General features: G+C 72.1%; 24 protein-coding genes. 13 read left to right on the top strand and 11 right to left on the bottom strand.

Features of this window, described 5'->3' with window-relative positions; translation table 11 throughout:
• Positions 1 to 41: 41 nt before the first annotated feature.
• A complete protein-coding gene (locus C1701_RS04895; RefSeq protein ID WP_026418330.1) occupies positions 42 to 1,256 on the bottom strand; it encodes a YihY/virulence factor BrkB family protein in 1,215 nt (404 codons plus the stop codon).
• Between the two features lie 224 nt (positions 1,257 to 1,480).
• On the opposite strand from C1701_RS04895, the gene C1701_RS04890 reads away from it, so the two are divergent.
• Positions 1,481 to 3,238: a DEAD/DEAH box helicase gene (locus tag C1701_RS04890; RefSeq protein ID WP_443098156.1), complete on the top strand. Its 1,758-nt coding sequence runs from the start codon at positions 1,481 to 1,483 to the stop codon at positions 3,236 to 3,238.
• 55 nt (positions 3,239 to 3,293) lie between these two features.
• Here the strand turns inward: C1701_RS04890 and C1701_RS04885 are convergent, their stop codons facing one another.
• The 3 genes from C1701_RS04885 to C1701_RS04875 form a co-directional block, all read right to left on the bottom strand.
• Positions 3,294 to 3,725, bottom strand: a complete 432-nt coding sequence (locus C1701_RS04885; protein ID WP_026418332.1) for a CBS domain-containing protein — start codon at positions 3,723 to 3,725, stop codon at positions 3,294 to 3,296.
• Positions 3,726 to 3,841: 116 nt separating this feature from the next.
• Positions 3,842 to 4,969, bottom strand: coding sequence for a glycosyltransferase family 4 protein (locus C1701_RS04880; RefSeq protein ID WP_016699383.1), 1,128 nt, complete (start codon positions 4,967 to 4,969; stop codon positions 3,842 to 3,844).
• Positions 4,969 to 5,748, bottom strand: a complete 780-nt coding sequence (locus C1701_RS04875) for a hypothetical protein (protein WP_103055607.1) — start codon at positions 5,746 to 5,748, stop codon at positions 4,969 to 4,971. The genes C1701_RS04880 and C1701_RS04875 overlap by 1 nt, the downstream gene beginning before the upstream one ends.
• A 309-nt stretch (positions 5,749 to 6,057) precedes the next feature.
• Between C1701_RS04875 and C1701_RS04870 the strand changes: the two genes are divergently transcribed.
• From C1701_RS04870 to C1701_RS04850, 5 genes are all read left to right on the top strand, one after another.
• Positions 6,058 to 7,371: a sensor histidine kinase gene (locus tag C1701_RS04870; RefSeq protein ID WP_051313809.1), complete on the top strand. Its 1,314-nt coding sequence runs from the start codon at positions 6,058 to 6,060 to the stop codon at positions 7,369 to 7,371.
• Entirely contained in the window at positions 7,368 to 8,048 is a 681-nt protein-coding gene (locus C1701_RS04865; RefSeq protein WP_026418334.1) for a response regulator, read from the top strand. Before C1701_RS04870 ends, C1701_RS04865 begins: the two co-directional genes overlap by 4 nt.
• Positions 8,049 to 8,400: 352 nt before the next feature.
• Positions 8,401 to 9,519, top strand: a complete 1,119-nt coding sequence (locus tag C1701_RS04860; protein WP_026418335.1) for a sugar ABC transporter substrate-binding protein — start codon at positions 8,401 to 8,403, stop codon at positions 9,517 to 9,519.
• A gap of 77 nt (positions 9,520 to 9,596) precedes the next feature.
• Positions 9,597 to 10,367, top strand: coding sequence for an ATP-binding cassette domain-containing protein (locus C1701_RS04855; protein ID WP_026418336.1), 771 nt, complete (start codon positions 9,597 to 9,599; stop codon positions 10,365 to 10,367).
• 81 nt (positions 10,368 to 10,448) lie between these two features.
• Positions 10,449 to 11,879 carry a sugar ABC transporter permease gene (locus C1701_RS04850; protein ID WP_026418337.1) on the top strand — a complete coding sequence of 477 codons (1,431 nt, stop codon included), beginning with the start codon at positions 10,449 to 10,451 and terminating at the stop codon, positions 11,877 to 11,879.
• Between the two features lie 148 nt (positions 11,880 to 12,027).
• On the opposite strand, the gene C1701_RS28095 is transcribed toward C1701_RS04850, so the two are convergent.
• The gene (locus tag C1701_RS28095) at positions 12,028 to 12,204 is read right to left on the bottom strand and encodes a DUF7455 domain-containing protein (RefSeq protein WP_085944855.1); all 177 of its coding nucleotides are present in this window, start codon (positions 12,202 to 12,204) and stop codon (positions 12,028 to 12,030) included.
• 376 nt (positions 12,205 to 12,580) lie between these two features.
• Here C1701_RS28095 and C1701_RS04840 point away from each other — a divergent pair, with 376 nt between their 5' ends.
• Positions 12,581 to 13,384, top strand: a complete 804-nt coding sequence (locus C1701_RS04840; protein WP_035272908.1) for an EamA family transporter — start codon at positions 12,581 to 12,583, stop codon at positions 13,382 to 13,384.
• A 116-nt stretch (positions 13,385 to 13,500) separates the two neighbouring features.
• Here the strand turns inward: C1701_RS04840 and C1701_RS04835 are convergent, their stop codons facing one another.
• The 3 genes from C1701_RS04835 to ppgK form a co-directional block, all read right to left on the bottom strand.
• Positions 13,501 to 14,250, bottom strand: coding sequence for an SDR family oxidoreductase (locus tag C1701_RS04835; RefSeq protein WP_030103929.1), 750 nt, complete (start codon positions 14,248 to 14,250; stop codon positions 13,501 to 13,503).
• 253 nt (positions 14,251 to 14,503) lie between these two features.
• Positions 14,504 to 15,859, bottom strand: a complete 1,356-nt coding sequence (locus C1701_RS04830; protein ID WP_026065630.1) for an RNA polymerase sigma factor — start codon at positions 15,857 to 15,859, stop codon at positions 14,504 to 14,506.
• A gap of 285 nt (positions 15,860 to 16,144) precedes the next feature.
• Positions 16,145 to 16,906, bottom strand: a complete 762-nt coding sequence (gene ppgK / locus C1701_RS04825) for a polyphosphate--glucose phosphotransferase (protein ID WP_026418339.1) — start codon at positions 16,904 to 16,906, stop codon at positions 16,145 to 16,147.
• A gap of 124 nt (positions 16,907 to 17,030) precedes the next feature.
• Between ppgK and C1701_RS04820 the strand changes: the two genes are divergently transcribed.
• Entirely contained in the window at positions 17,031 to 17,927 is an 897-nt protein-coding gene (locus C1701_RS04820) for an inositol monophosphatase family protein (RefSeq protein ID WP_372492968.1), read from the top strand.
• 52 nt (positions 17,928 to 17,979) lie between these two features.
• Here C1701_RS04820 and cei read toward each other — a convergent pair whose 3' ends face one another.
• On the bottom strand, positions 17,980 to 18,657 hold the full coding sequence (cei, locus tag C1701_RS04815) for an envelope integrity protein Cei (protein ID WP_026418341.1): 678 nt from the start codon (positions 18,655 to 18,657) through the stop codon (positions 17,980 to 17,982).
• A gap of 638 nt (positions 18,658 to 19,295) precedes the next feature.
• Between cei and C1701_RS04810 the strand changes: the two genes are divergently transcribed.
• The gene (locus C1701_RS04810; protein ID WP_026065628.1) at positions 19,296 to 19,598 is read left to right on the top strand and encodes a DUF4193 domain-containing protein; all 303 of its coding nucleotides are present in this window, start codon (positions 19,296 to 19,298) and stop codon (positions 19,596 to 19,598) included.
• A 146-nt stretch (positions 19,599 to 19,744) separates the two neighbouring features.
• Here the strand turns inward: C1701_RS04810 and C1701_RS04805 are convergent, their stop codons facing one another.
• Positions 19,745 to 20,284, bottom strand: a complete 540-nt coding sequence (locus C1701_RS04805) for a DUF3093 domain-containing protein (RefSeq protein ID WP_103055606.1) — start codon at positions 20,282 to 20,284, stop codon at positions 19,745 to 19,747.
• 25 nt (positions 20,285 to 20,309) lie between these two features.
• Here C1701_RS04805 and dut point away from each other — a divergent pair, with 25 nt between their 5' ends.
• The 3 genes from dut (at position 20,310) to C1701_RS04790 (ending at position 22,725) form a co-directional block, all read left to right on the top strand.
• Complete coding sequence (gene dut / locus C1701_RS04800) at positions 20,310 to 20,867, top strand: dUTP diphosphatase (RefSeq protein WP_162147293.1); 558 nt, start codon at positions 20,310 to 20,312, stop codon at positions 20,865 to 20,867.
• A gap of 3 nt (positions 20,868 to 20,870) precedes the next feature.
• Complete coding sequence (locus tag C1701_RS04795; protein WP_026418343.1) at positions 20,871 to 21,545, top strand: DUF3710 domain-containing protein; 675 nt, start codon at positions 20,871 to 20,873, stop codon at positions 21,543 to 21,545.
• A 316-nt stretch (positions 21,546 to 21,861) separates the two neighbouring features.
• Positions 21,862 to 22,725 (top strand): DUF3159 domain-containing protein, encoded by an 864-nt coding sequence (locus tag C1701_RS04790; RefSeq protein ID WP_026418344.1) that lies wholly within the window; start codon positions 21,862 to 21,864, stop codon positions 22,723 to 22,725.
• A gap of 186 nt (positions 22,726 to 22,911) precedes the next feature.
• Here C1701_RS04790 and C1701_RS04785 read toward each other — a convergent pair whose 3' ends face one another.
• Positions 22,912 to 23,586, bottom strand: coding sequence for a hypothetical protein (locus C1701_RS04785; protein WP_155886087.1), 675 nt, complete (start codon positions 23,584 to 23,586; stop codon positions 22,912 to 22,914).
• Between the two features lie 563 nt (positions 23,587 to 24,149).
• Here C1701_RS04785 and C1701_RS04780 point away from each other — a divergent pair.
• Positions 24,150 to 25,430 carry a class I SAM-dependent RNA methyltransferase gene (locus C1701_RS04780; RefSeq protein ID WP_051313810.1) on the top strand — a complete coding sequence of 427 codons (1,281 nt, stop codon included), beginning with the start codon at positions 24,150 to 24,152 and terminating at the stop codon, positions 25,428 to 25,430.
• The last annotated feature ends 39 nt before the right edge of the window (positions 25,431 to 25,469 follow it).

Here is a 25,469-nt window from a genome sequence, read left to right as displayed (position 1 = left end):
GGCCCGGGCCACGAGCCGGGGGTGGTTCCGGTGGGGACCGGTCAGCCCCGGCGCCCTTCGTCCCCGTCGTCCTCCACCCGCCGGTGGCGTCCGCCGCCCATCCGTTCGGGCTGACCAGCCGCCTCCCCCGGTGGCGTGGCGGGCCGCGCGGCTCCGCCCGCGTCGACCGGCCGCCCCGCTTCCTCCTCCAGTTCCACCAGGTCGGCGGCTGGTCCCGCCTCGCCCGAGCCCGCCGGCGGGCCGTCCGCGTCGCCCGAGGTCCCGTGCTGGACCTGCCAACGGCGTTGGCTCTCCTCGCGGCGCAGCTGTTCGGCGACCCGTTCCATCCCGAGCCGCCGCCACCGGCGCCGCTCGCGGTGGGTCATCTTCGCCGGCCACATCTCCTGGATCGCCGCGTTGAAGTGGGCGCCCAACACGATGGCGAACCCGATGAAGAACGCGAACAGCAGGAACGCGATCGGCGTCGCGAGCGCCCCGTAGGTGTAGCCGGTGCCGGTGACCCAGGTGATGTACCAGCGGAGCCCGGCGCTCGAGACCAGGAAGACCGCCATCGCGAGCAGCGCTCCCGGCAGCCCCCGGTGCCACGGCAGTTTGTGCGGCAGCGCCACCTTGTAGAACATCGCCAGCGCGATGACCAGCAGGACACCGGTCACCGGGTAGTAGAAGTAACCGAGGACCTCCACGAGCGTCGGCCGCCAGCTCTCCGGGAACAGGTGCGGCAGCATGTCGGGGCCCAGCGCGACGACCGGGAGCCCGATGATGGCGACGACGAGGCCGGCGAGGTACAGCAGGAGCGAGAACAACCGCTGCCACACCGCGTTCCGCACGTCGTACTGCCGGTAGGCGACGGTGACCGCGTCCACGTAGGAGGAGATGGCCGAGGACCCGGCCCACAGCGAGATGACGAAGCCCAGGGAGACGATCTCCCCCCGGCCTCGCGTGAGCACGTCCTCCACCGTGGGAGCGATGATCTGCTGCACGACGTTGTCGCTGAAGATCGTCTCGCTGAACGTGATGATCTTCCCGTGGATGTTGTCCACGAGCTGTTGGCCGAACCACTCACCGAGGAAGCCCAGGCTCCCGAGCAGGCCGAGCAGCAGCGGGGGCAGCGACAGCGTCGTCCAGAAGGCCGCCTCGGCCGCCTCGGAGAAGATGTTGTCGTTCCAGGCACGTGACACGGTTCTGCCCATCAGCCGCAACGGCCCCCGCCGGGGGGTCGGGGTGCTGGTGGCGTCGTGACTGCTCTGAGGACCCATCGTCGGTCAAGGATGCGCTATGCGACGGTCCGCCCGCGTCGCGACCCCGGTCGAACGCCGCCCACCGCGTCGCGCCACGGCGGAGCCCGGGTCGGCCGGTAAGCTGTCCGGGCCCTCACCGCGTCCCTGGTGCGCACCGTCGTGTGAGGGCCTTTTGCGTGTCCGCGCCCGGCCTCGTGCCCGTCCACCGGAAGGGGTGCCAAACACTGGTGACCGAGTCGCAGATCGGGGTCGGTACTCCGGCCTCCACACCGGCGGCGGAGCAGCCACCGCCCGCCCGCCCGCTGCGGACCTGGCAGCGACGGGCACTGACCCGGTACCTGGCGACCGGGCCCGCCGACTACCTGGTGGTGGCCACCCCCGGGGCGGGCAAGACCACCTTCGGTCTGCGGGTGGCCTCCGAACTGCTGGCCGACCGCAAGGTGGAGGCGGTGACGATCGTCGCGCCCACCGAGCACCTGAAGCACCAGTGGGCGGAGGCCGCGGCGCGCACCGGCATCGCCATCGACTCCCACTTCCGCAACGCGGCGGGCGCCCACTCCCAGGACTTCCAGGGCGTCGCCGTCACCTACGCGCAGGTCGCCGCGCACCCCAACCTGCACCGGGTCCGGACCGAGCGCCGCAAGACGCTGGTGATCCTGGACGAGGTGCACCACGCGGGGGACGCGTTGTCCTGGGGGGACGCCGTGCGGGAGGCCTTCACCCCCGCCACCCGGCGGCTCGCCCTGACGGGGACGCCCTTCCGCAGCGACGACACGCCCATCCCGTTCATCCCCTACGAGCCGGACGGGGCCGGGGTGCTGCACAGCCGCGCCGACCACTCCTACGGCTACTCGGACGCGCTGAAGGACGGCGTGGTCCGGCCCGTGCTCTTCCTGGCCTACTCGGGGGAGGCCCGCTGGCGGACCAACGCCGGCGACGAGTACGTGGCCAGGCTGGGGCAGCCCCTCAGCAAGGAGGAGACGACCCGGGCGTGGCGCACGGCGCTGGACCCGTCCGGGGAGTGGATACCGTCGGTGCTCGCCGCCGCCAACACCCGACTTCACCAGCTCCGCGCGGCCGGGATGCCGGATGCCGGGGGGCTCGTCATCGCCTCGGACCACGTCACCGCGAAGGCCTACGCGAAGATCCTCGAACGGGACACCGGGAGCGCGCCCACCGTGGTGCTCTCCGACGACCCCACGGCCTCCAAGCGGATCTCCGAGTTCTCCGACTCCGACGAGCCGTGGATGGTGGCCGTCCGGATGGTCAGCGAGGGGGTCGACGTCCCCCGGCTGGCGGTGGGCGTCTACGCCACGAGCGCCTCGACACCGTTGTTCTTCGCGCAGGCCATCGGGCGTTTCGTCCGGTCGCGGCGACCGGGGGAGACGGCGAGCGTCTTCCTGCCCAGCGTGCCCGTCCTGCTGGAGCTCGCCAGCCAGCTGGAGGCGCAACGCGACCACGTCCTGGGCAAGCCGCACCGGGAGAAGGAGGGGTGGGACGACGAACTCCTCGCCGAGGCGAACCGGCAGCGCGACGAACCGGGCGAGGACGAACGCGCCTTCACCGCCCTGGAGGCCAGCGCGGAGCTCGACCAGCTCATCTACGACGGTTCCTCGTTCGGCACCGCCGCCTTCGCCGGGAACGGGGAGGAACAGGACTACCTGGGGTTGCCGGGACTGCTCGAACCCGACCAGGTGCGGGCCCTGCTCCGGCAACGGCAGGACCAGCAACTCGCCGAGGCCTCCCGCAGGAAGGCCGCGGCGGACGCCGAGGCCGCGGCGAAACCACCCGAGCCCAAGGCACGGCCGAGGAACGTCTCCGAACACCTCACGGCGCTGCGCAAGGAGCTGAACACCCTCGTGGCGCTCCACCACCACCGGACCAGGAAACCCCACGGGGCGATCCACAACGCGCTGCGGAGCCACTGCGGCGGACCGCCCACCGCGATGGCCACCGTGGAACAGCTGGAGGAGCGGATCGCGACCCTGCGGTCCTGGTGAGCCTCGGGCGCCGGGCCCTACCGTCCCGGCGCCCGGCCAGCTCGGTGGAGCGGGTTCACGCCGAGGCGGCGGAGGGCGCCTTCAGCGCCTCGATGAGTTCGCCGAGCTGTTCGGCGCTGACATGGCCCACCAGGTCCGCCTCGCTGACGATCCCCACCAGCCGGTGGTCGTCGATGACGGGGAGGCGCTTCACCTGGTGCCGTTCCATCAGGTCGATCGCCTCCGACACGTCGGCCTCGGCGCGCACGCAGAAGGGCCGGCCCTCGGCCAGGTCCGACACACTGGCCCGCGTCGGGTCGTGCCCCTCGGCCACGCACTTCACGACGATGTCGCGGTCGGTCACCATGCCGTGGAGCTTGTCGTCGTTCCCGCACACCGGCATCGCGCCCACGCCGAGGTCCCGCATCCGCCGCGCCGCGTAGGACAGGGTCTGGTTCTCACCGACGCACTCGGCGCCCTGGTGCATCAGTTCGCGAACGGCAACCATCAGGGGCCTCCCTCTGTTCGTCACTGGTGCTGTTCAGCCTGACCTCCCAGGCGTACCCGGGTGGCGCGGCGGTCAACACGTCACCGGGCGGTCGAGTACGGCGGCCCGCCCCGCCCTCAGAGCCGCAGCAGCTCGGCGAGGGTCCCGAAGGAGTCGTCCCAACTCCAGTGTCGGCGCGCGAAGTCCCTGCCGGCCCGCCCCATCGCGGCGGCGCGCTCCGGGTCGACCAGCAGGTCCACCAACCGGCCCGCCACCTCGGACACGTCCCCACCGTCGACGAGGTGGCCGGTCCGGCCGTCCTCGAGCGTGTCCGGCGCCCCGCCGGAACGGCCGACCAGCACCGGCAGCCCACTGGCGGCGGCCTCCAGGAACACGATCCCCAGACCTTCCGGGTGCAGGCCCAGCCGGCGGGTGCGGCACGGCATCGCGAAGACGTCGGCGGCGGCGTAGTACGGCGCCACCGCGCCGTGGGGCACCGAGCCGGCGAGGACGACGGCGTCCTCCACTCCCCGAGCCGCCGCGATCGCGCGCAGGTGGGCCTCCTCCGGCCCGCCTCCCACCACCAGCAGGGTGGCCTCGGGCACCCGTTCGCGGACGAGCGGCAGCGCCTGGACGAGCGCGCGCTGGTTCTTGATCCGCACCAGCCGGGACACGCAGAGGACCACCGGGCGCTCGCCCAGCCCGTGGCGGTCCCGCACCACCCGGCCCTCGGGCGACGGGCGGAAGACTGTGGTGTCCACCCCGGGCCGCAGCCGGCGGGCGGCCGCCGCGGCCCGCGCGCTGAGCACCGGGACGATGCGCCGCCGGGTGTAGTCACCGAGGTAGGTCACCACGTCCACCCCGTCCCCGACGCGCCGCAGCGCGGAGCGGGCCCCTGGCAGCGAGGCCCACCACACCTCGTGCCCGTGGGTGGAGGCGACCAGTCGGCGGATCCCCGCGGCGCGCAGCGGGCCGGCCAGCAGCCCCAGGGGAGCGGCGGCGCCGAACCAGACCCGGTCGCAGCCGTGGGACGAGGCCACCTCCGCCGCGTGTCGGGCCACCGCCCGGGTGGGCAGCAACGTCCTCGCCGGCGAGCGGACCACGGGGAAGGGCAGTGCCCTGTCGAACTCCGCCGCACCCTCGGCGCGGGAGGTGAGCACCACCACCGACCCGCCGGGGAACCGCCGCACCACCTCGTACACGAAGGTCTCGATGCCACCCCGACGGGGCGGGAAGTCGTTCGTGACGACGAGTGTCCGGCCCATCAGCCCTCGCCCCCCAGCGAGCTCAGCGGCTGTCGAACGCCGGTCCCCGCACCGGGACGCGCGTGCGGCCCGGTGCCTCGGAGCTGGGCGGCGGCCGGAGCGGGTGGCCGCCGTGGCGCCGCGCGCATGACCTCCGGTCGGCAGGCGATCAGGAGGAACACCGCGAACCACCAGCGGGGATCACCCGCGACACCGGGACCGAGCAGCACCCGGGGCAGGCCGAAGACAGCCAGCGCGGGCAGGTGCGGGTTGTGGTCGTACACCTCGGTGGGGTCGGACAGGTAGGGCGTGCCGGTCGTGACCAGCAGCCGCCCCGCGTCCTCGGTGACCCGGACCTCGGGCTGCGTCACCCCCGAGACGGTCAACACCAGAAGCGGCGCCACGACCGAGCCGAGGACGGCGCACCCCGTCGCGACACCCGGCACGCCCGGCCGGGGCCCCGCCGGGCCATCGGGTCCGCCGTACGTGCTCGCCGACCACCAGGTCCAGCCCGCCGTGACCAGGGCCGCCGTCCCGTACCCGAGCAGCGCCCCTGCCGCCCACACCCGGTGGGCGGGCGACGACGTGACCAGGAGCGTGGCCAGCGCGATGAGCGCGAACGAACCCCACACGACCGGTACCGACCACCGGGACCCCACCGCCGTCCACACCCAGCCCCGCGCCCGGACCAGCCAGCCCGGCCTCCCGCCGGCGCGCCCACTCGCCGCGTCCTCCCCGGCAGGAGCCAGCGAAGCAGGACCCCGCCCCGCCACCACGTCCCGCGTCGTCGCCACCGTCATCGCCCCTCCTCCTGGTCGGCACCGGACGCCGACCCGGCGGGACGCTAGGCACGGGGAGAGGTGGGAGTCGTCAGGCCCGGGGACCAGGTCTCGGTGCTCCTCCAGGCGGAGCCGGGTGGTCGGGTAGGCATCCTCGGTGGGGACCGCTGTGCATCACCGCGGGTCACGCCCCTCCACCCCGGCGCAGACCCGGTCCAGGCCGGTTCGCCCTCGCGTCGCCCGCCGCCGGCAACCTCCGACCACGGGATGAGGAGCGGGCCCACCGCGAGGTGGACGCGCGCCGCCGCCGCCGGTCCCTAGCCTCGTCGCATGAAGCAGCGAGAGGACCCCCGCGACCAGCTGGCACGCTGGCGGACGGCGGCGGGTTCGCGGTTCCGGGAGTTCTGGACCGAGGAAAGGCCACCGCCACCGGGTCGCGCCGGGCGCGTCGTCTGGACGCTGTTGACCCTCCTGGCGGGGATCCTCGGGGTCACGGTGTTCTTCTACACGTCCGACCATTACAGCAAGGGCGCGCTCGAACTGCTCCACGGTCTTCCCCGGCTGCTCGTCGCGGCGCTCGTGTGCGCCCCCCTCGTCGTCAGCCGCTACCGACCCATGACGGCCTGGTCGCTCTCCCTGGTGGGCGTGGTCGTCCCCCTGCTGGCGCAACCCGTGAACGAGTACGCCGTCTGGCCGTGGCTACCGCAGGCCGTCGCCGTCTACCTCGTGGTCCAGTACCAGGTGGCCGCCCACCGACCCCCAAGAGTGGCCATCACGGCCTGGATGACCATGCTCGCGGTGGGGCCGCTGGTCGCCTGGGCGGTCGCGGGCGCCTTCACCGGCACCTCCGTCCCCTCCCTCGGATGGTTCTCCGTGCTCTCGGGAGTGGCCCTGCTGGTCGGGTACAACGTGCGGCTGCGCCGGCAGGCGAGCGCGGAGCTCCACCAGCAGGAGCGGCTCAGCGCGACCGAACGGGGCCGGCGGGAACTGCTGGAGGAACGGGCTCGTATCGCCAGGGAGCTGCACGACGTCGTCGCCCACCACATGTCGGTGATCGCCGTCCAGTCGGCCACGGTGTCCCGCCGGCGCAAGGGCATCAACGAGGAGGCCCGGGAGGAGTTCGACTCCATCGCCGCCGCCGCCCGGACCTCGCTCGGTGAGATGCGGCGGCTGCTCTCGGTGCTGCGCGCCGACGACAGCGAACCGGAGACGGAACCGCAGCCGCACCTGGACCGGCTCGGCGAGGTCGTCGACGCGACCCGGCGCGCGGGCACCCCGGTCTCGCTCGACCTCGGTGACCTGCCGGAGGACGTCCCGGATCTCGTGCAGCTCACCGCCTACCGGACCGTGCAGGAGGCGCTCAGCAACGTGGTGCGGCATGCCTCGGGTGCGACGAGCAGCGTGGAGGTGCGCGGGGACGGCCGAGGTCTCGTGGTGTCGGTGCGCAACGATCGACCGCCGGCCGACCGCCCCGGGGTGGCGAAGTCCGGCGACGGCTACGGCCTGCTCGGCATCCGCGAGCGCGTGGCCCTGCTCGGTGGGGAGACGATGATCGGTCCGACACCGGCCGGTGGTTTCCTGGTCACCGTGGTCCTACCGCTGGCGGAGCCGGGTAGTGGAGCCGACGAGGGGGAGAACAGGTGATTCGGGTCCTGATCGCGGACGACCAGTCGATGGTGCGCGCCGGCTTCGCCGCCCTCCTCGACGACGAGGAGGACATCGAGGTGGTCGGTGTCGCGGCGAACGGCGAGCAGGCGGTCCGCGAGGCCAGGGCGACCCGCCCCGACGTCGTCCTGATGGACGTGCGGATGCCGGAGATGAACGGCCTGGAGGCCACCCGGCGCATCCTCGACCCGCCGGCCGGTTCCCCCGCCGCCGCGCCCCTCCCCAGGGTGCTGATGCTGACCACCTTCGACATCGACGACTACGTGTACGAGGCCCTGCACTCCGGGGCGAGCGGTTTCCTGCTCAAGGACGCCGAACCCGAGGACCTCGTCGCGGCCGTCCGGATCGTCGCTGCGGGGGACGCGCTGCTCGCGCCCTCCGTCACCCGGCGGCTGGTCGAACGCTTCGCCGCGAACCCCCGCCCGGGGTCGCTTTCGCGGACCAGGCTCAACGACCTCACCGAGCGGGAGGTGGAGGTGCTCCGCCTCATCTCCCGAGGCAGGTCCAACCTGGAGATCGCCCAGGACCTCTTCGTCGCCGAGGCGACCGTCAAGACCCACGTGGGCCGGATCTTCGCCAAACTCGGCCTGCGGGACCGGGCACAGGCCGTCATCGTCGCCTACGAGACGGGGCTCGTCGCACCTGGGAGCGGGTGACCGGCCCCGCGCCGACGAGGGCTCCGGAGCCGCCGGCCCCGTCCGGGACACCGCGAGCGGCGCCGGCCGCCCGGCGCTGTCGAACGTCGTCGATGGCGTAGCGGACTCGTCCTGTCGGACGCGGCGAACGGCGGCGCCGTCCTGCCGCCGATCGCCGAATCGCGTCGGAGCTGACCAGCCCACCGGGTTGCTGCGGTCGTCGCAATCCGTGTCATTCACCGGACAGGATTCGAGCCATCCTCGTTCTCGCTGTTCCACCTCCCTCCTTCCGGTGACTACCTTGTTGCCGTCAGCAACCAACGTGGGTCGCTGGGCTGGGCCACGCCCGGCGGGAAGTCGATAGGGGACGGCAATGCGCAGCAGGACCCTGCTCGTGATGGTCACCGGGGCCGCCCTGGCCCTCTCCGCGTGCGGAGCCAACCAGGCGGCCGACGCACCCGAGGAGGACAACGCCACCGGGGGCGACGGAGCGAGCGGACTGTCCGTCGGCGTGATCCTGCCCGACACGCGCAGCTCCGCGCGCTGGGAGGGCTTCGACAAGCCCTACCTCGAACAGGCCTTCGCGGAGGCCGGGGTGGACGCCGACATCCAGAACGCCCAGGGCGACATCCAACGCTTCTCGACCATCGCCGACCAGATGATCCAACGCGGCGTCGACGTCCTCGCCACCGTCAACCTGAGCAGCGAGAGCGGCGCGACCGTCCAGCGCAAGGCGACGGCCGCCGGCATCACCACGGTCGACTACGACCGGCTCACCCTCGGCGGGGAGGCCGACTACTACATCTCCTTCGACAACGTGCGGGTCGGCGAACTCCAGGCCGAAGGGCTCGTCGACTGCCTCGGTGACACCGAGGGCGCCGAGATCATCGAGATCCAGGGCTCCCCGACCGACAACAACGCCAGCCTCTTCCAGGAGGGGCAGCGGCAGGTGCTCCAGCCGCTCTACGACTCCGGGGAGTACGAGCTGGTCGACAGCCAACCCATCGACCAGTGGAACAACCAGCGTGGCGGCACGACCTTCCAGCAGATCCTGACCGCCAACGGCGGGAACGTCGACGGAGTCGTCGCCGCCAACGACGGGCTCGCCGGGGCGGTGATCAACGTCCTCCGGCAGAGCGGGCTCGCGGGGACGGTGCCCGTCACCGGGCAGGACGCCGACCCCGAGGCTCTCCGGTCGATCCTGCTGGGCGAACAGTGCATGACCGTCTACAAGCCGGTCTCCCTCGAAGCCCAGGCGCTGGTGGACCTCGCGCTCGCTCTCGCCGGAGGTGACGAGGGGGCGGCCGAGGAGCAGGTCAGTGGCACCGTCGCCGACGAGGTGGGCGAGCGCGAGGTGAACGCCGTGCTGCTCGAACCCGTCCTCGTGACCCGGGACAACGTCGCCGACGTGGTCGACGACGGCTGGGTCACCGCTGACCGGCTCTGCGACGGGGCGGTCGCTGAGCACTGCGCGGAACTCGGCATCAACTGATTCCCGTCAGGACGGCGGTGGAGGAGGACCCGGTGAATGACCAGCGGGCGGGGTCACCCGCCGACCCGACCGAGCCGGTGCGACCCGTGCTGCGGCTCAGCGGCGTCAACAAGAGTTTCGGGCCGGTGCACGTCCTCCACGACGTCGACCTCGCCGTGCGCCCCGGTGAGGTGACGGCGCTGGTCGGCGACAACGGAGCGGGGAAGTCCACCCTCGTCAAGTGCATCGCCGGCATCCACCCGGTGGACGGTGGGAGCATCCACTTCGACGGGGAGCCCGTCCGCATCACCAGCCCGAAGGACGCGGCGGACCTCGGCATCGAGGTCGTCTACCAGGACCTTGCGCTCGCCGACAACCTCGACATCGTGCAGAACATGTTCCTGGGACGCGAACGCACCAGGGGCGGTCTGCTGGACGAGACGGACATGGAGCGGGCGGCCAGGGACACCCTCGCCTCGCTGTCGGTCCGCACCGTGGCCTCGGTGCGGACCCCCGTCTCCGCCCTCTCCGGCGGGCAGCGCCAGACAGTCGCGATCGCCAAGGCCGTCCTGTGGAACAGCAGGGTCGTCCTCCTCGACGAGCCCACCGCCGCACTCGGCGTCGCCCAGACCCGGCAGGTCCTCGACCTCGTCCGGCGGCTCGCCGAACGCGGCCTGGGGGTGGTGCTCATCAGCCACAACATGAACGACGTGTTCGAGGTCGCCGACCGGATCGCGACCCTCTACCTCGGCCGGCTCGTCGCCGAACTCCCCACCCGCGACACCACCCATGCCCAGGTGGTGGAGCTCATCACCGCCGGCCGGTCCGGCGACCTCGGGCTTCCCCGAGCGGAGAACGTCGCGCTCTGAACCCGACGACCCCCCCACCAGTTCCGATGCCCAGGGGCTCCGGTGACCTCGGGCAGCCTCACCCAGCCCGCGAGGACGGCCATGACCCAGCTCTCCCCGAACTCCTCCTCCGGTGAGGAGCGAACGGAACCCACCGACGGGTTCGCCATCGACACCACCCGCCGCACCACCCGGGAGGCGCTCGGCGACTACGTGGCCCGGCTGCGTGGCGGGCAGCTGGGCGCGCTGCCGGCGCTCCTCGGCCTGCTCACCCTCTTCGTCGTGTTCACGGTCCTCTCCGATCGCTTCCTCACCCTGGGCAACCTCGCGAACCTGCTGGGCCAGGGCGCGGGGATCGTCGTCATCGCCATGGGCCTCGTCTTCGTGCTGCTGCTCGGCGACATCGACCTCTCCGCCGGCACGGCCTCCGGGGTGGCCGCGTCCGTGCTCGCCCTGCACCTGGTGAACAACGGCAACCTCCTCGGGGCGATGGGCACCGCGGTCTTCCTGCTCTTCTGCGGCGCCATCGTCCTCGCCGTCGTCCTGGCCCTGATGGCCAGGTTGTGGATCGGCGCGGGCCTGGCGACCCTGGGGCTGCTGCTCGTGGTGCTGGGTGTCCCGGCCAACCCGTGGCTGGAGATCCTGCTGGCCGTGTGCGTCGGTACGGCCATCGGGTGCCTGACCGGTTTCCTGGTAGCCCGGGTCGGGATACCCGCGTTCGTGGTGACGCTCGCCCTGTTCCTGGCCTGGGGCGGGGTCGTCCTCCAGTTCGTCGGCGTCGGCGGGACGCTGGGACTGCGGGACGACGTGCTCTTCGCCGTCGCCAACGGCAGCCTTCCCGTGTGGGGCAGCTGGCTGTTCGCGCTGGTCGCCGTCCTCGGCTACGTCGCGCTCGGGTGGGGACGTCACCTGCGCCAGGTGCGGGCCGGGGTCGTCACCGCGCCAACCCCGCTCGTGCTGGGCAAGCTGGGGGCGGTGGTCCTGCTGGCCCTGGTGGGCACCTGGCTGCTCACCCTGAACCGTTCGCCCAACGACCAGACCGTCATCGCCGGCGTCCCCTACGTGGTGCCGATCGTCCTGGTCCTGCTCGTCCTGGGGACCCTCGTCCTGGACCGCACCCGCTACGGCCGTCACATCTACGCCGTGGGCGGGAACCGGGAGGCGGCCAGGCGCGCCGGGATCGACGTCGTGAAGATCCGGATGAGCGTCTTCGTCGTGTGCTCCACCGTCGCCGCCATCGGCGCGGTGATCTACTCCTCGAAGGTGGGGTCGGTGGACCCCCAGGCCGGAGGCGGGAACACCCTCCTCTTCGCCGTCGGAGCGGCCGTCATCGGGGGCACCTCCCTGTTCGGAGGTCGCGGCCGGCTGCGGGACGCCGTCATCGGCGGCACCGTGATCGCCACCATCGACAACGGGCTAGGTCTCCTGGGGCAGCCGGCGGCCGTCGTGTCGATCGTCACCGGGGTCGTCCTGCTCCTCGCCGCCAGCGTCGACGCCGTCTCCCGCCGCCGGGCGGCGGCGGTCGGGCGCTGAGGGGAGCCAGCCGCCAACACGGCGGGTCCCCCGCCGCCCACACCACGCCACACACGCGGAAGCGGGTGGTCGGGAACTTCCCGGCCACCCGCTTCGCGGGTCTCACTGACGTCGTGGTGGTGCGTCTCGAGGCTGTCCGCCCAGATGATCAGCTCTGGAGGTCGGCAGCCAGCTCACGGAGTCTCGCCTCATGCTCACGGGCGTGGTGAGCGCAGAAGAGGAGTTCTCCACCGGAAGGGAGTACGGCACGAACCTTCGCGGCGGCCCCGCAGCGGTCGCAGCGGTCTGAAGCGCGGAGCTCGGGGCGGGTGAGCGTTCCGGTCATCTTCCATCTCCCTCCGTCCCGGGGCCGGGGTATCCGACACCGTTGGGGCCTACCACGGTCCACCATCGTCCGGTCGAGGACCGGGCCGCGGTGTTCCGCGGTACCACTCTTTCAGACGTTCGAGCATCCGTCAGTGTTCCCGGTCCGAGTCGCGAGCCTCGTCACGCCCAACCACCCGGTTGCAGCAGTCGTCCCGACCCGGACGTCCCATCGGAGTACCGACGGCGACGGTGCCGTCCCCGCCCGTCCTCATCCCCTGGGTACCCCACCGGCTCGACACCCGCACAGGCACCATGGGGCGGTGTCGTTCCTGAGCCGATCACGTCCGCTCACCCCGCCGCCGGCGCCCGCGCTGTTCGTCGCGGGAGGGCTCTCCATGTACGTGGGGGCCGCGATCGCCGTCTGGCTGTTCGAGGAGATCTCCCCCTGGGCGGTGGCCTGGTTACGGGTGGTGGGAGCGGCGCTGGTGCTGCTGGCCTGGCGGCGTCCGGGACGGGAGGCGTGGCGGGGCCGCCGTCTGCTGCTGGCCGGGCTGTTCGGGACGGCGACCGCGTTGATGAACATCGCCTTCTACGAGGCGATCGCCCGGCTCCCGATGGGCACGGCGGTGGCCGTGGAGTTCATGGGGCCGGTGGTGGTCGCGGCGCTGGGGACGAGGACCCGGCGCGACGTGGGCGCGCTGGGCCTGGCGGTGCTCGGTGTGCTGCTCATCGCGGACGTCCGCCTGAGCGGCAGTCCCCTCGGCGTGCTCTTCGCCCTGCTGGCGGCGGCGTTCTGGGCGGCGTACATCGTGCTGGGCAAGCGGGTCGCCACCGGGGGCAACGGCTTCGACGACATGGCGGTGGGCTTCACCGTCGCGGCGGTGCTGCTCAGCCCGCTCGCGGTGGGCACCGGGCCGGTGTGGGGCTCACCGAGGCTGCTGGTGCTGGCCGTCGGGGTGGGGGTGCTCTCGACGCTGGTGCCGTACCTGCTGGACCAGATCGTCCTGCGCAGGGTCGGTCAGGCGCGGTTCGCGCTGCTGCTGGCGCTCCTGCCGGTCACCGCGACGGTGACCGGCCTCGTCGTGCTCGCCCAGGTGCCCGCACCGCTGGAGGCCGTCGGGATCCTCTGCGTGGTGGGAGCGGTGGCGCTGCGCACCCGGGACGACAAGCCGGCCGGCCCGCCACCCGAACCCGGCTGACCGGGCGCCACCCGAGGTGTGGAAGCGGTCTCGCGCCCCTGGCGTCCGCGCGAGACCCGAGCGAGCCTCCAGCGGGCCCGCCAGCGGCGCCGAGGGAGGCTGGCCGCCCGGGCCCGTCAGTTGCCCCCAGCGACCCGCAGGACCGCCCCGCTGGCGTAGCTGGCTCCGGGTGAGAGGAACCAGCTGATCGCGTGCGCGATCTCCTCGGGCTGCCCGGCGCGGCCCAGCGGGATGCGTGTCGCCACCCTGGTCGCGCGGTCCGGGTCCCCCGACGACGCGTGGATCTCGGTGTGCACGGTCCCGGGCGCCACCGCGTTCACGCGGATGCCCTCGGCGGCGACCTCCTTGGCCAGCCCCACCGTCATCGCGTCCACCGCGGCCTTGCTCGCCGCGTAGTGCACGTACTCGCCCGGGCTCCCCAGAGTGGCCGCCGCCGAGGACACGTTCACGATCACCCCGCCCCCGCCGCCCCGTGAGGTGGACATCGCGCGGACGGCCCGGCGGGCGCACAACAGGTAGCCGATCACCCCGACCTCGACGACCGACCGGAGGTCCGAGGTGTCGGAGTCGGCGAGCGGACCCAGCCTGCTGGTGATCGCGGCGTTGTTCACCAGGCCCGTCACCGGGCCCAACCGCTCCGAGGCCACCTCGAAGAGGCGGTCGACGGCGTCCTCGTCCGCGATGTCGACCGCGCAGGCGACCGCCCGTCCTCCGGCGGCCACGACGTCGGCCACGACCCGGTCGGCGGCGTCCCGATCCCGCCGGTACCCCACGACGAGGTGATGACCCTCGGCGCCGAGCAGGCGGGCCGTCGCGGCCCCGATGCCTCGGGAACCACCAGTGATGACCGTCACATTTCGCCTCATGTCCCGCCATCCTCCCCACGTCGGCCCAGGCGGCCGCCGAGGAGGGATGCTAGTCGGTGGGAGGGCTGGTCGGGAGGGCGCGAACAGGGCAGGGCAACCAGGTGGGAGGACGAGTGCCACCGCGCACCCGCCACTGTTCCCGACCCCGGACGGCATGGGCCTGGTTCATCGGGGAGGCGCGGGGACGCGCGAACGGGCGCCTCCACAGGGGAGACGCCCGTTCGCGTCGTCGTACCGCCGGGGCCGGCTCGGCTCAGTCCAGGTAGTCCCGCAGGACCTGGGAGCGAGAGGGGTGGCGGAGCTTCGACATCGTCTTGGACTCGATCTGCCGAATCCGTTCCCTGGTCACGCCGTACACCTGGCCGATCTCGTCCAGGGTGCGCGGCTGGCCGTCGGTGAGCCCGAAGCGGAGCCGCACGACGCCGGCCTCCCGCTCGGACAGGGTGGCCAGCACCGACTGGAGCTGGTCCTGGAGAAGGGTGAACGACACGGCGTCCACCGCCACCACGGCCTCCGAGTCCTCGATGAAGTCACCGAGCTGGGAGTCGCCCTCGTCACCGATCGTCTGGTCGAGCGAGATGGGCTCCCGGGCGTACTGCTGGATCTCCAGCACCTTCTCCGGGGTGATGTCCATCTCCTTCGCGAGCTCCTCGGGAGTGGGCTCGCGGCCCAGGTCCTGGAGCAGCTCACGCTGGATGCGACCGAGCTTGTTGATGACCTCCACCATGTGGACCGGAATCCGGATGGTCCTCGCCTGGTCGGCCATCGCACGGGTGATGGCCTGGCGGATCCACCAGGTCGCGTAGGTGGAGAACTTGTAGCCCTTGGTGTAGTCGAACTTCTCGACGGCGCGGATCAGGCCGAGGTTGCCCTCCTGGATGAGGTCCAGGAACGCCATGCCGCGGCCCGTGTAGCGCTTGGCCAGGCTGACCACGAGTCGGAGGTTCGCCTCCAGCAGGTGGCTCTTGGCCCGCTCGCCGTCCCGGACGATCCACCGCAGGTCCCGGCCGAGCTGGGGGGAGAGCTTCTCGCCCTCGTCCTCGGCCTTGCGGACGCGTTCGGCGGCGTAGAGACCCGCCTCGATCCGCTTGGCGAGCTCCACCTCCTCCTCGGCGTTGAGCAGGGCCACCTTGCCGATCTGCTTCAGGTAGGCCCGGACGGAGTCGGCCGACGCGGTCAGCTCCGCGTCCTTGCGCGCCTGGCGGAGCGCCTCCGACTCCTCCTCGTCCCAGACGAAGTCGCCACTAGCCTTGGCGGCTTCCTCCTCCTGCGTGTCCGTCTCGGCCAGCGTCTCCTCGGTCAGGTCGACCGCGACGTCGGCGAGGTCGTCGGAACCGGGGGCGGCGGCCTCCAGCTCCACCGCCTCGTCCAACTCGAGGCCCTTCTTGGCCTTGGTCTGAGACTTGCCCGCCGTGCCCTTCTCGCTCTTCCTGCCCCGGCCCTTGGCCGCCGGCTTCTTGGCGGAGGTCTTCCGCGGCGAGGCCGGTTTCTTCGCGGGTGTCTCTGCGTCAAGTTTGGCGGCCGCCTGAGCCGGGGTGGCCGTCGTCGACTTGGCGCCGCCCGCGGCGACGGAGCTGGAGCGTCGGGTTGCTGTGTTTGCGGCTGCCACGTACGCCCTTTCGCGACGATCGATCACGGCAAGCCGCAGGTCGCACACCTCGGCCGCCACGTGTTCGGGGAATTACCCGCCAGCCGATTTGGTCGATTGATCGGAGGGGGCGCGTTCCATTGTAACGACAGCCCGTGGGTGCGAACCCCCCGCGAGGCCCTCTCGGGGGAACGATCTCACCGGTACCGGCGTTCCCCGCCCGAGTGCGACGTGCCGCCCATCCCCGGCGGGTACCCGGCCGCCGCCCGGGGTTCACCCTGGTCAGCGGCCGGTGCGCCCCGTTCCTCATGTGCTCCCGACGGCCCGCGCGGCCGCGGCGGCACCGACGATCCCGGCGTCGTTGCGCAGCTTGGCCGCCACGATCTCCGTCCTGATGTCCAGGAGTGGGAGCCATTTGTCGGCCTTCTTGCTGACACCGCCGCCCGCGATGATGAGGTCCGGCCAGAACGCTCGTTCGAGCGCGTGGACGTACCGGTTGACCCGGACCACCCACTCCTCCCACGACAGCTTCTCGTCGTCCTTCACCGACGCCGCCGCCCGGCTCTCCGCGTCGTGACCGTCCACCTCCAGGTGACCCAGCTCGGAGTTGGGGATCAGCTTGCCGTCGAGGAACATCGCGCTGCCGATCCCGGTGCCGAAGGTGAGGACGACCACCAGCCCGCCACGGCCGGCGCCGGCCCCGTAGGTCATCTCGGCGGTGCCGGCGGCATCCGCGTCGTTGAGCACCACGACATCCTCGCGGCGGCGTCCCAACCTTTCCGCGAACAGGTTCTGAGCGTCGGTGCCGATCCACGCGTCGTCGACGTTGGCCGCGGTGTGCGCGACGCCCTGGCTCATCACGCAGGGCAGGGTGACGCCCACCGCTCCGTCCCACCCGAAGGACTTGGTGATCTCGGCCACGACGTCGGCGACCGCGTCGGGCCTGGAGGGTTGGGGGGTGGGAATACGCACCCGGTCGGCGGCGAGCTCTCCGGCCCCCAGATCGACCAGGCTCCCCTTGATGCCGGAACCGCCAATGTCGATGCCGAAGCCCCGGGTAGCGCCCATCCCGTGGTCCTTCCTACTCGATTCAGCTAATGGTGTGCAGAACCATAGGTCATCCCGGTGGGAAAGCGTGAGCTGTGTTACCCGCGCGATGGTCGGGACTCCCACCCTGTGATCCGATGGACGGGTGGCAGCAGACAAGTCGACGTCCCCCCTGTCCTCCCGACCCGCGCTCGCCGGTGAGGAGGTGGCCGAACTCCGTTCGACGGCGGTGGCGCTCGCCCGTGAGGCGGCCGAGCTGGTACGGGAACGCCGGGGCTCGTTGGGGGACTACCAGGGCGGTGTCGACACCAAGAGCACGAGGACGGACGTCGTCACCGAGGCCGACCACGCGGCGGAGAGGCTGATCCGCCAGCGCCTCGCCGAGCTCCGGCCAGGGGACGCGGTCCTCGGCGAGGAGGGCGGCGGGGAGGAGGAGGCCGGGCCGGACGCCCCCCGTTGGGTCGTCGACCCGATCGACGGGACGGTGAACTACCTGTACGGCTACCCCTGGTACGGCGTCTCCGTGGCCGTCCAGTACGGCGGCACGTCGGTGGCGGGCGCGGTGGTCGAACCGGCGAGCGGGCGGGTGTGGAGCGCGGGGCAGGGCCTGGGGGCGACGCTGGACGACATGCCCCTCTCGGTGTCGGACCGGAGGGAGCTGGACACGACCCTGGTTGCGACCGGGTTCGCCTACGACCCAGCCCGCCGGAGCCGGCAGGCGTCCGCGGTCAGCTCGCTGCTGGGGGTGGTCCGGGACGTGCGCCGGGCCGGAGCGGCGTCACTGGACCTCTGCGCGGTCGCCGCCGGGTGGGTGGACGCCTACGCGGAGCACGGGCTGCACCGGTGGGACTGGGCAGCCGGTGCCCTGATCGCGGCCGAGGCTGGCGCCGTCGTCCGACTGCCGGGGTCGGAGCCCGGCGTGGCGGCCGACCTGGGCGGCTCTCCCGGGAGCCACGGGAGTGACCTCACGTTCGTCGCCGCCCCCGGCATCGCGGACGCGCTCTGGTCCGCGTTGCCGGGGGCGGGCTTCGGATCCGTCTGAGGGAGTGGTCGGCGCGGCCCCCGGGGCGGCGCGGGCGGCGACCCCGGAGGGGTCAGCAGCTCACGTCCCGGGCGGCCGCCAGCATCTCCTCGTCGAGGGCGGGGCCGGCGGTGTCGCCACCGTCGGACTGCTGGCCGCCCTGCTGGCTCGGCTGGTCGGTTCCCCAGGCCGCCAGTTGCTCCAGGATCTCCTTGGCGGCCGCGTTCGGTTTGACCTCGTCGAACTTGGAGCCGAGCGCGAGCGCGATCGTCGCCTCCTGCCGCTGGTCGCTGACCAGCTCAGCGCAGGGAACCGCCAGGCTCAGGGTCCTGGCCATCGCCGCGCTGTTCGGTCCGAACCGGATCTGGCCGTGGCAGTCCATGTCCTGGTCGGCGTACACGGGGTCGTTGTTCGGCCGGTAGGCCTGTTCGAACTCCAGCGCCGACAGTTCCTCGGCGATCATCGTCGCCTGGCCTCGGACGCCGTTGGCGTTCAGCACCGTCACCATCACCTGGGAGGGCGGGGCCGGGTCGGTGCGGTCCAGCGCGTCCCTCGGCATCGCCTCACCGGGCTCCGGTGGCGGTTCCTCGTCCGGGGCGGTGGTGCGCACCGAGGGCGGCGAGCACCTCGTGGCTTCCTCGATGGTCTCGATGTTGTCGAAGACGCCGGTCCACACCCAGCCGGCCACGCCCCCCAGCACGGCGATCAGGATTAACGCCGGTAGGGGCTTGCGGCGCCGGTACCTCGGCACGGTGTTCTGTGGTGTTCCTTTCCGGGCACCCACGTCCTGCAAGCCTCCCCCGACTCAAGCTTTGGATGACCCGGTTGACAGCCGGGCAGGTTGTTTTAGCCTATGCGGTCACCCAGCTTCGTGCTGGGCAGTGGCAGGCATGGTGGCGCCTTCGTGATCGTCGACCGGCCACTCCGGGCTCCCGGGGCGGGGTCGCCAGAGGTGATCGGGCGTCCTCGGCGGCCGGGACGACCGCCCTGGCTCGCCTCGGCGTCGACGAACAGGACTCCGGGTGGCCGGGAGGAACCCTGCCAGCCGGCGTACCCCGCACCTCTCCAGACGTCGGAATGATCACTCCGGGTTGCTAACTGTGATGTTTGTCACAACTCGTGGGTTGAGGTGGAGGTGAGGGAACAGCGTGTGCGAGCGGCCGTGTCCTCTCCGTTACGTCGACCGGGTGACCCGACGCTCATGGTCCGCGTTCGTGAGCTACCCTCGCCCCGCCCCGGACACGGTTACTGGCTCCCGCTGGTGGCCGGATCCGCGGCCCGAGGTGCGGACGAGACCTCCGTCACGTCGGGGATGGGCACAAACACGGGTGCTCGGACGTTGTCCAGCGGCACGAAACACAGTCTCCGTTGATCGCAGGGGTGAACACGATGGCGACCGACTACGACGCTCCGCGCAGAAGCGAGGCGGACGACCTCGCTGAGGATTCGCTAGAGGAGCTGAAGGCACGGCGGAACGAGGCCCAGGCTGCGGTCGTCGACGTCGACGAGGGTGAGAACGCAGAGAACTTCGAGCTGCCCGGGGCCGACCTGTCCGGCGAGGAGCTGACGGTCAAGGTGCTCCCGAAGCAGGCCGACGAGTTCACCTGCTCGCAGTGCTTCTTGGTGCACCACCGCAGCCGGCTGGCCGAGGAGCGCGGTGGGCGCTACGTCTGCCGCGACTGCGCTGCCTGAGAGCTCCGAGGACAGTGGGCCGGGGAGCCGGACGGGTGCCCGGCTCCGGCCACGACGACGCGGAACCCTCGGGACGGCTCCGTGCCCCCGCGTCCGTGCTCGGAGTGGGTGCCCGCGACGTCGGGTGACCGACCCGCCCAGCCGGGTCAGGCGTCGGCTGACGCCTCCTTCTCGGCGAGCAACGCGTCCCTGACCTCCTCCGGGCGGCGGGCGCTGAACAACCAGTAGGGCGTGGGGTCCTGGGGGTCGGTGATCTCCACCCACACCATCGGCCCGACCCAGGCGCGGTGGACGACGTAGGCCGCCGGGTCGAGTTCCCGTCCGAGCGCCCGGCCCTTGTCGGCCTTGTCGACGACCTCGACCTCTCCCACGAACCGGGTGGGAATCCGGGCGGGCCCCACGACCAGGTCGCCACCGCCGACCTCGACCCGTGCCCGGCCGAGCCACACCAGCACGGCGACCATCACCGTGGCGAGAACGACGTAGGGGATCCAGGCCCGGGGGCCCGGGTAGCCCATGTGGATCTGGACACCCAGCAGAACCGCCGCGCCGAGCGCTGGCGGCCACCCCCACCACGGCACGTAGAGGCGTTGCCGCGTGCGGGGGAGCCCCGACACGTCGCCCTGGGGACCGGCGGAGCCGGTGGTGACGTTCGGCGTGGGTGCCGTGCCCGTACTGTCAGTCACGTGGGTCAGAGTAGTCTCGCCGCTCGTGGTAGGCGTCGAGGTGTTGTTGACCCGGCTGGATCCGGCGGTTCCACTTCCCAGTTACGCGCGTGAGGGCGACGCTGGAGTGGATCTGGTCACGACCAGCAACGTGGAACTCGCTCCGGGAGAACGTGTGGTGGTGGGAACGGGGATCGCCGTGGCCCTCCCCCCCGGGTACGCGGGTTTCGTCCACCCGAGGTCCGGGCTGGCGGCCAGGGTGGGCCTGAGCGTCGTGAACACGCCGGGCACGATCGACTGCGGGTATCGCGGGGAGATCCGGGTCTGTCTGATCAACCACGATCCGAGGGAGCCCGTCCGACTGGAACGGATGGACCGCATCGCCCAGCTGGTGGTCCAACGGGTCGAAAAGGCGGAATTCCACGAGGTGGCCGAGTTGCCGCCGTCCGAGCGTGGTTCCGGTGGCTACGGTTCCACCGGAGGTCATGCCACTCTGGATCACACGGGGGCAGCGGTGGTGGGCTCCGGTCCGACCACGGTGGCGGGCGACACAGCAGGTGCGGCGGGCCCGGTGGGGTCGCTGGCGGCAGAGACGGAGGTGTGACGGATGTTCGGATGGGGCCGACGTCAGCGTTCCGAGCGGGACCGTGTTACCGAGGAGGAGGCCGCATCCGGCGGTGAGGTCGTCGGGCCGTTCGACGAGAACGAGGCCCCGGACGACAAGCTGAGCCGGCTCGACCTCGGTTCGGTCCGGTTGCCCGTGCCCAACGGGTCCCAGCTCCAGGTCGAGGTGGACCCCTCGGGGCCGGTCCGGGCCGTGCACCTGGTGACCCAGGTGGGGAGGCTGACCGTCAGCGCCTTCGCGGCTCCCCGGTCGAGCGGCCTGTGGGCTGACATCCGCACCGAGCTCGCCGAGCAGCTGGGCAAGGACGGGGCCCGCGTGCGGAAGGAACCGGGGGAGTGGGACACGGAACTGGTGTCCACCTCCCCGAAGGTCACGTTGCGCTTCCTCGGCGTCGACGGTCCCCGCTGGCTGCTGCGCGGCGTCGCCGCCGGGCCGAGTGAGCACAGCGAGGCGCTGGCCACCCTGCTGCGCGACGTCGTCCGGGACACGATCGTGGTGCGGGGTACCAACCCGCTGCCGGTGCGCACCCCACTGCCCATCAAGCTCCCCAAGCAGGTCGAGGCCCACCTCGAACAGGCTCGTGCCCAGCAGGAGGGCCAGGCGAAGGTGCGTGACGCCCAGGCGGCGATCACGCAGCGCAGGCAGACCGCGCGCTGACCCGTCGTCCGTGCCGTTGCCCGGTCTCCCGTCAGGGCGACGGCTCCTCCTCGACCAGTCATCCGCCCCGAACGGATGGGCGTCGTCGGGTGTGGGGAGGGAACGGACGACGGAGGGTGCCCGTCCTCACCGTTCCGAGAACGTTCGCCTCCGCTCAGTGATCGACCGTTCGGGGTGAACGGGTGCCGGGGCTACAGTGGTCGTGGGCGGACGGCGAGTTCCCGGCTGGTCGGCGCCCACGCGGAACGCTCGACGCGGTGGTGTCGACGGGCCGGGTCCTGACCCCACACGCCGAGGACGAGTTGCGGACGACGGCATGAGCGAACCCAGAACTACGCACACGGAACCCGAGCCGGAACCGACCGGTCCGGCGGTGTCGCCGACGGACGCCGCGGCACACGTCGCCGACCCAGCGGAACCGCCAGCACCCACCCTGCTCGAGCAGATGGGGGGCATCTCCGGGCTGATCGCGTCGGTGATCCCCGTGGTGCTCTTCGTCTCGGTCAGCGCGCTGACCGAGTGGCAGGTGGCGCTGTGGGCCGCCATCGGCGGCGCGGTGCTGATCGCGGTCTGGCGCCTGGTGCGCAAGGAGGCGCTCCAACCCGCGGTCTCCGGTGTGCTCGGCGTCCTGCTGTGCGCTTTCATCGCCTATCGCACCGGTTCCGAGCGGGGCTTCTACCTGTACGGGATCTGGGCGAGCCTCGTCTTCGGCATCGCCTTCCTGGTCTCGATGGTGGCGCGGTGGCCGCTGGTCGGGGTGATCTGGGCCGGGCTGAACGGCTCCGGCTTCGCCTGGCGGTCGGTACCGCGCGCGCGGGCGGCCTACCAGCTCGCCACCGCCCTGTGGACCGTGTTCTTCTTCTCCCGGTTCGTGGTCCAGCAGTGGCTCTACGACGCGGACGAGGCCGGCTGGCTCGGCGTGGCGCGCCTGAGCATGGGCACCCCGCTGACGGCGGTCGCGTTGTTGCTCACGATCTGGGCGGTGCGCCGCGCGAACCGGATCGTCGAGGAGGAGGCGGCGCGGGCGGCGCCCGAATCCCCGTCGCCGGCGGGAGCCGGGGGAACCGCCGACGTCCGGCCGTCCTCGGCTCCGGACGAGGTGGGTGCCGGCGGAGCGATGAGCGAACCGGAGGCCTCCCCCGCCTCCGCACGGGACAGCCGCTCACCTGGGAGTCCCTGAGCCGTCGTCCCCGAGGCGGCGGAGTTCGCCGACCCGGCCCCGCTGTCGGGCTGGATCGGCTGGATCACCCGGCGTGATCGCCGTCGCCGAGCGGCCGGCCCTGGATCGCTCCCCACCGCCCTGGTCATGTCCTGGTGGACGACGAGGGGCCAGCCACGGCTGGCCCCTCGTCGTCCGCGGCGGTGCTCAGCCGACGCGCGTCGTCGTGCCGTCCTCGACCGGACCCGCCGTTCCCCGCTGGTCCTCCTCCGCGTCCCGTTCGGGCGTGGTGGACGAGCCGGTGTCCTCGGGCCGTCGCTCCGCGTCCGGCGTCCGAGCCCACCAGGGCAGGTCCCAGCCGGCCGAGTTCTGCCACCACCGCCCGGGGGCGTCCTCCGGCAGGGTCGTGGTCTCCCCGGCCGTCGCGGGGTCGGTCCCCTCCGCCGTGCCGGAGTCGAGTTCCTGGCAGATCAGCGTGGTGAGGCCCGTGAGGAAGTCGGCCAGCGTCCACACTCCCTGGAGGAGGGAGAGGCGGCTGGTCGGTGACACCTCGTTGTCGCACTGCGCGGCGTCGTGCACGGGCCCGCCCACCACGACGTTGTCCTCGGTGGAGGAGATCGTCCAGTCGGAGGTTTCGCCCGTCTGCTCCCACACCACCTCGCCGTTGACGACGACCTGGGCGTGGAAGCGTTCCTGGGTCGTGTCGAGCAGTGAGTTCAGCGGTCGGGGCAGCAGCCGCGCGTTGCCCTCGTCCTGGTCGGCCGACGCCGTGGGAACGAGCAGGACGCCGGCGGCGACCGCGGCGCCGAGCACAGCCGCCGTCGCGCCGCGTGCGTGGCGGCGGACGGTCGAACAGGAGGTTTTCTCGTCAGGAGTCTTCACCTGGACAACCCTTCTCCATCGGTTACGAGGGGACTCCCCAGAAAGGGAGAGTGGGCGGCCCGCGCCGCCGGGAGTCGTTTTCCGTGTTCACCGCGTCGGACCGTATCAGCGGATCTTGCTGCGAAAGTGGACCCTTCCGCTCGACATTCCCGATATCACCTGTCAAGGCGTTGACCCTCCGTGCTCGAGCACCACCGAATGATAAAAGCGATCGCGATATGCGGGGTAATGCCTGTTCAGGTGGGGTCTGGTGTCGCGAAGTGGAGCTTTTTCCGGATCATTCCCCTGATTGTCGGAACAAAGGGTCAGGGATATCCTCCGCTGTCGGGTCCCCGTCGCCGATTTCCCCTGAAAGACTGGTGTGTCGTTGTCGGGGTGCCGGCGGTGGGGGCGTGGCCCCCTTCGCGGTGCGCGGGCCCGTCCGTCCGTTCTCGTCCCGCCAGGGGGCCGCGGCGACCGGGCGCCCCGCCGGCGCGGCACCTCCGCTGCCCGTTCCTCCGGCCCGGCTGGGGCTACGCTGGGTACGAGCGTTTCCCTGATGTCGGAAAGGACCCCGTCCCGCGGTGAGCACCTCTGCGCCGAGCCAGCGACCGGACTGGACAGGACATCGGATCGATCTGGAGGTCGGCCCTCCCGGACACGGTGGTTTCTGCGTTGCCCGGCACGAGGGCCGAGTGGTCTTCGTCCGGCACGCCCTGCCCGGGGAGCGGGTGACCGCCCTCGTGACCGAGGACAACGGCGGCGGCTACTGCCGCGCCGACGCCGTCACCGTGCACTCCGCCTCCCCGGACCGGGTCACCCCGAGCTGCCCGCTCTCCGGTCCGGGCGGGTGCGGCGGCTGTGACTGGCAGCACGTCCGCCCGGAGCGGCAGCGCGCGATCAAGGCCGGAGTGGTGGAGGAGCAGCTGCGCCGCATCGCCGGCGTCGACCGTTCCGTGGTCGTGGAGGAACTGCCCGGTGGTGTGCTCGGGTGGCGCAGCCGGGTACGGCTGGCCGTGGACGACGCCGGGGTCGCCGGGTTCCGGGCCCACCGCAGTCACCGGGTGGTCGCGGCGACCGGATGCCCGTTGTCCGTGCCGGGCATGGTCGACGGGCTGCTGGGACGGCGCTGGCGGCCGGGTATCGAACTCGACGTGACCGTCGACGCCAACGAGCAGGTGCACGTCAGCGAGCTCCGGCCGGGGCGCGGCTCGCGCCCGACCTCGCGCCGGATCGCCGGGGACGGAGTGGCCGTGCAGCGCGCCGCTGGTCGCGACTGGCGCGTCCACCCCCACGGTTTCTGGCAGGTGCACCCCGCCGCCGCCGACGTGCTGGCCGAGGCCGTCGGATCCTGGACTCGCGCCCCCAGGGGAGGGACGGCCTGGGACCTCTACGGGGGAGCGGGTCTGTTCGCCTCGGTGCTCGCCGAGCAGGTCGGCACCGGGGGAGCGGTGGTCGTCGTGGAGTCAGCTCCCCGCGCCGTCGCCGACGGCGAGCGGGAGCTCGCGGACCTCCCCCAGGTGAGCTTCGTGACGGGGCGGGTGGAGCGGGTGCTCGCCCGGGGCCTCGGTGGCGGCGCTCCCGACGTGGTCGTGCTGGACCCGCCCCGCAAGGGCGCCGGTCGTGAGGTGATCAGCCAGATCGGCGCAGCCCGCCCGGCAAGGGTCGTGCACGTGGCCTGCGACCCGGCTGCCTTCGCCCGGGACGTCGGGCTACTGAGGGAGCAGGGGTACCGGTTGGCCGAACTGCGTGCGTTCGACGCCTTCCCGATGACGCACCATGTGGAGTGCGTGGCACTCTTCGAGCAGGCGGACGGGAACGGGGATACCGCCACCACGACGCCGGCTGTTAGCCCCGAGGAGTGATTCCCTTCACGCTGGGTAAGTTCATTGGGGGGAACGCGC

The sequence above is a fragment of the Actinoalloteichus sp. AHMU CJ021 genome (assembly GCF_002895405.1).
Taxonomy (GTDB): Bacteria; Actinomycetota; Actinomycetes; order Mycobacteriales; family Pseudonocardiaceae; genus Actinoalloteichus_B; species Actinoalloteichus_B caeruleus.
Note: the sequence above shows the minus strand (reverse complement) of the source record. Positions and strands in the feature narration are given on the sequence as shown.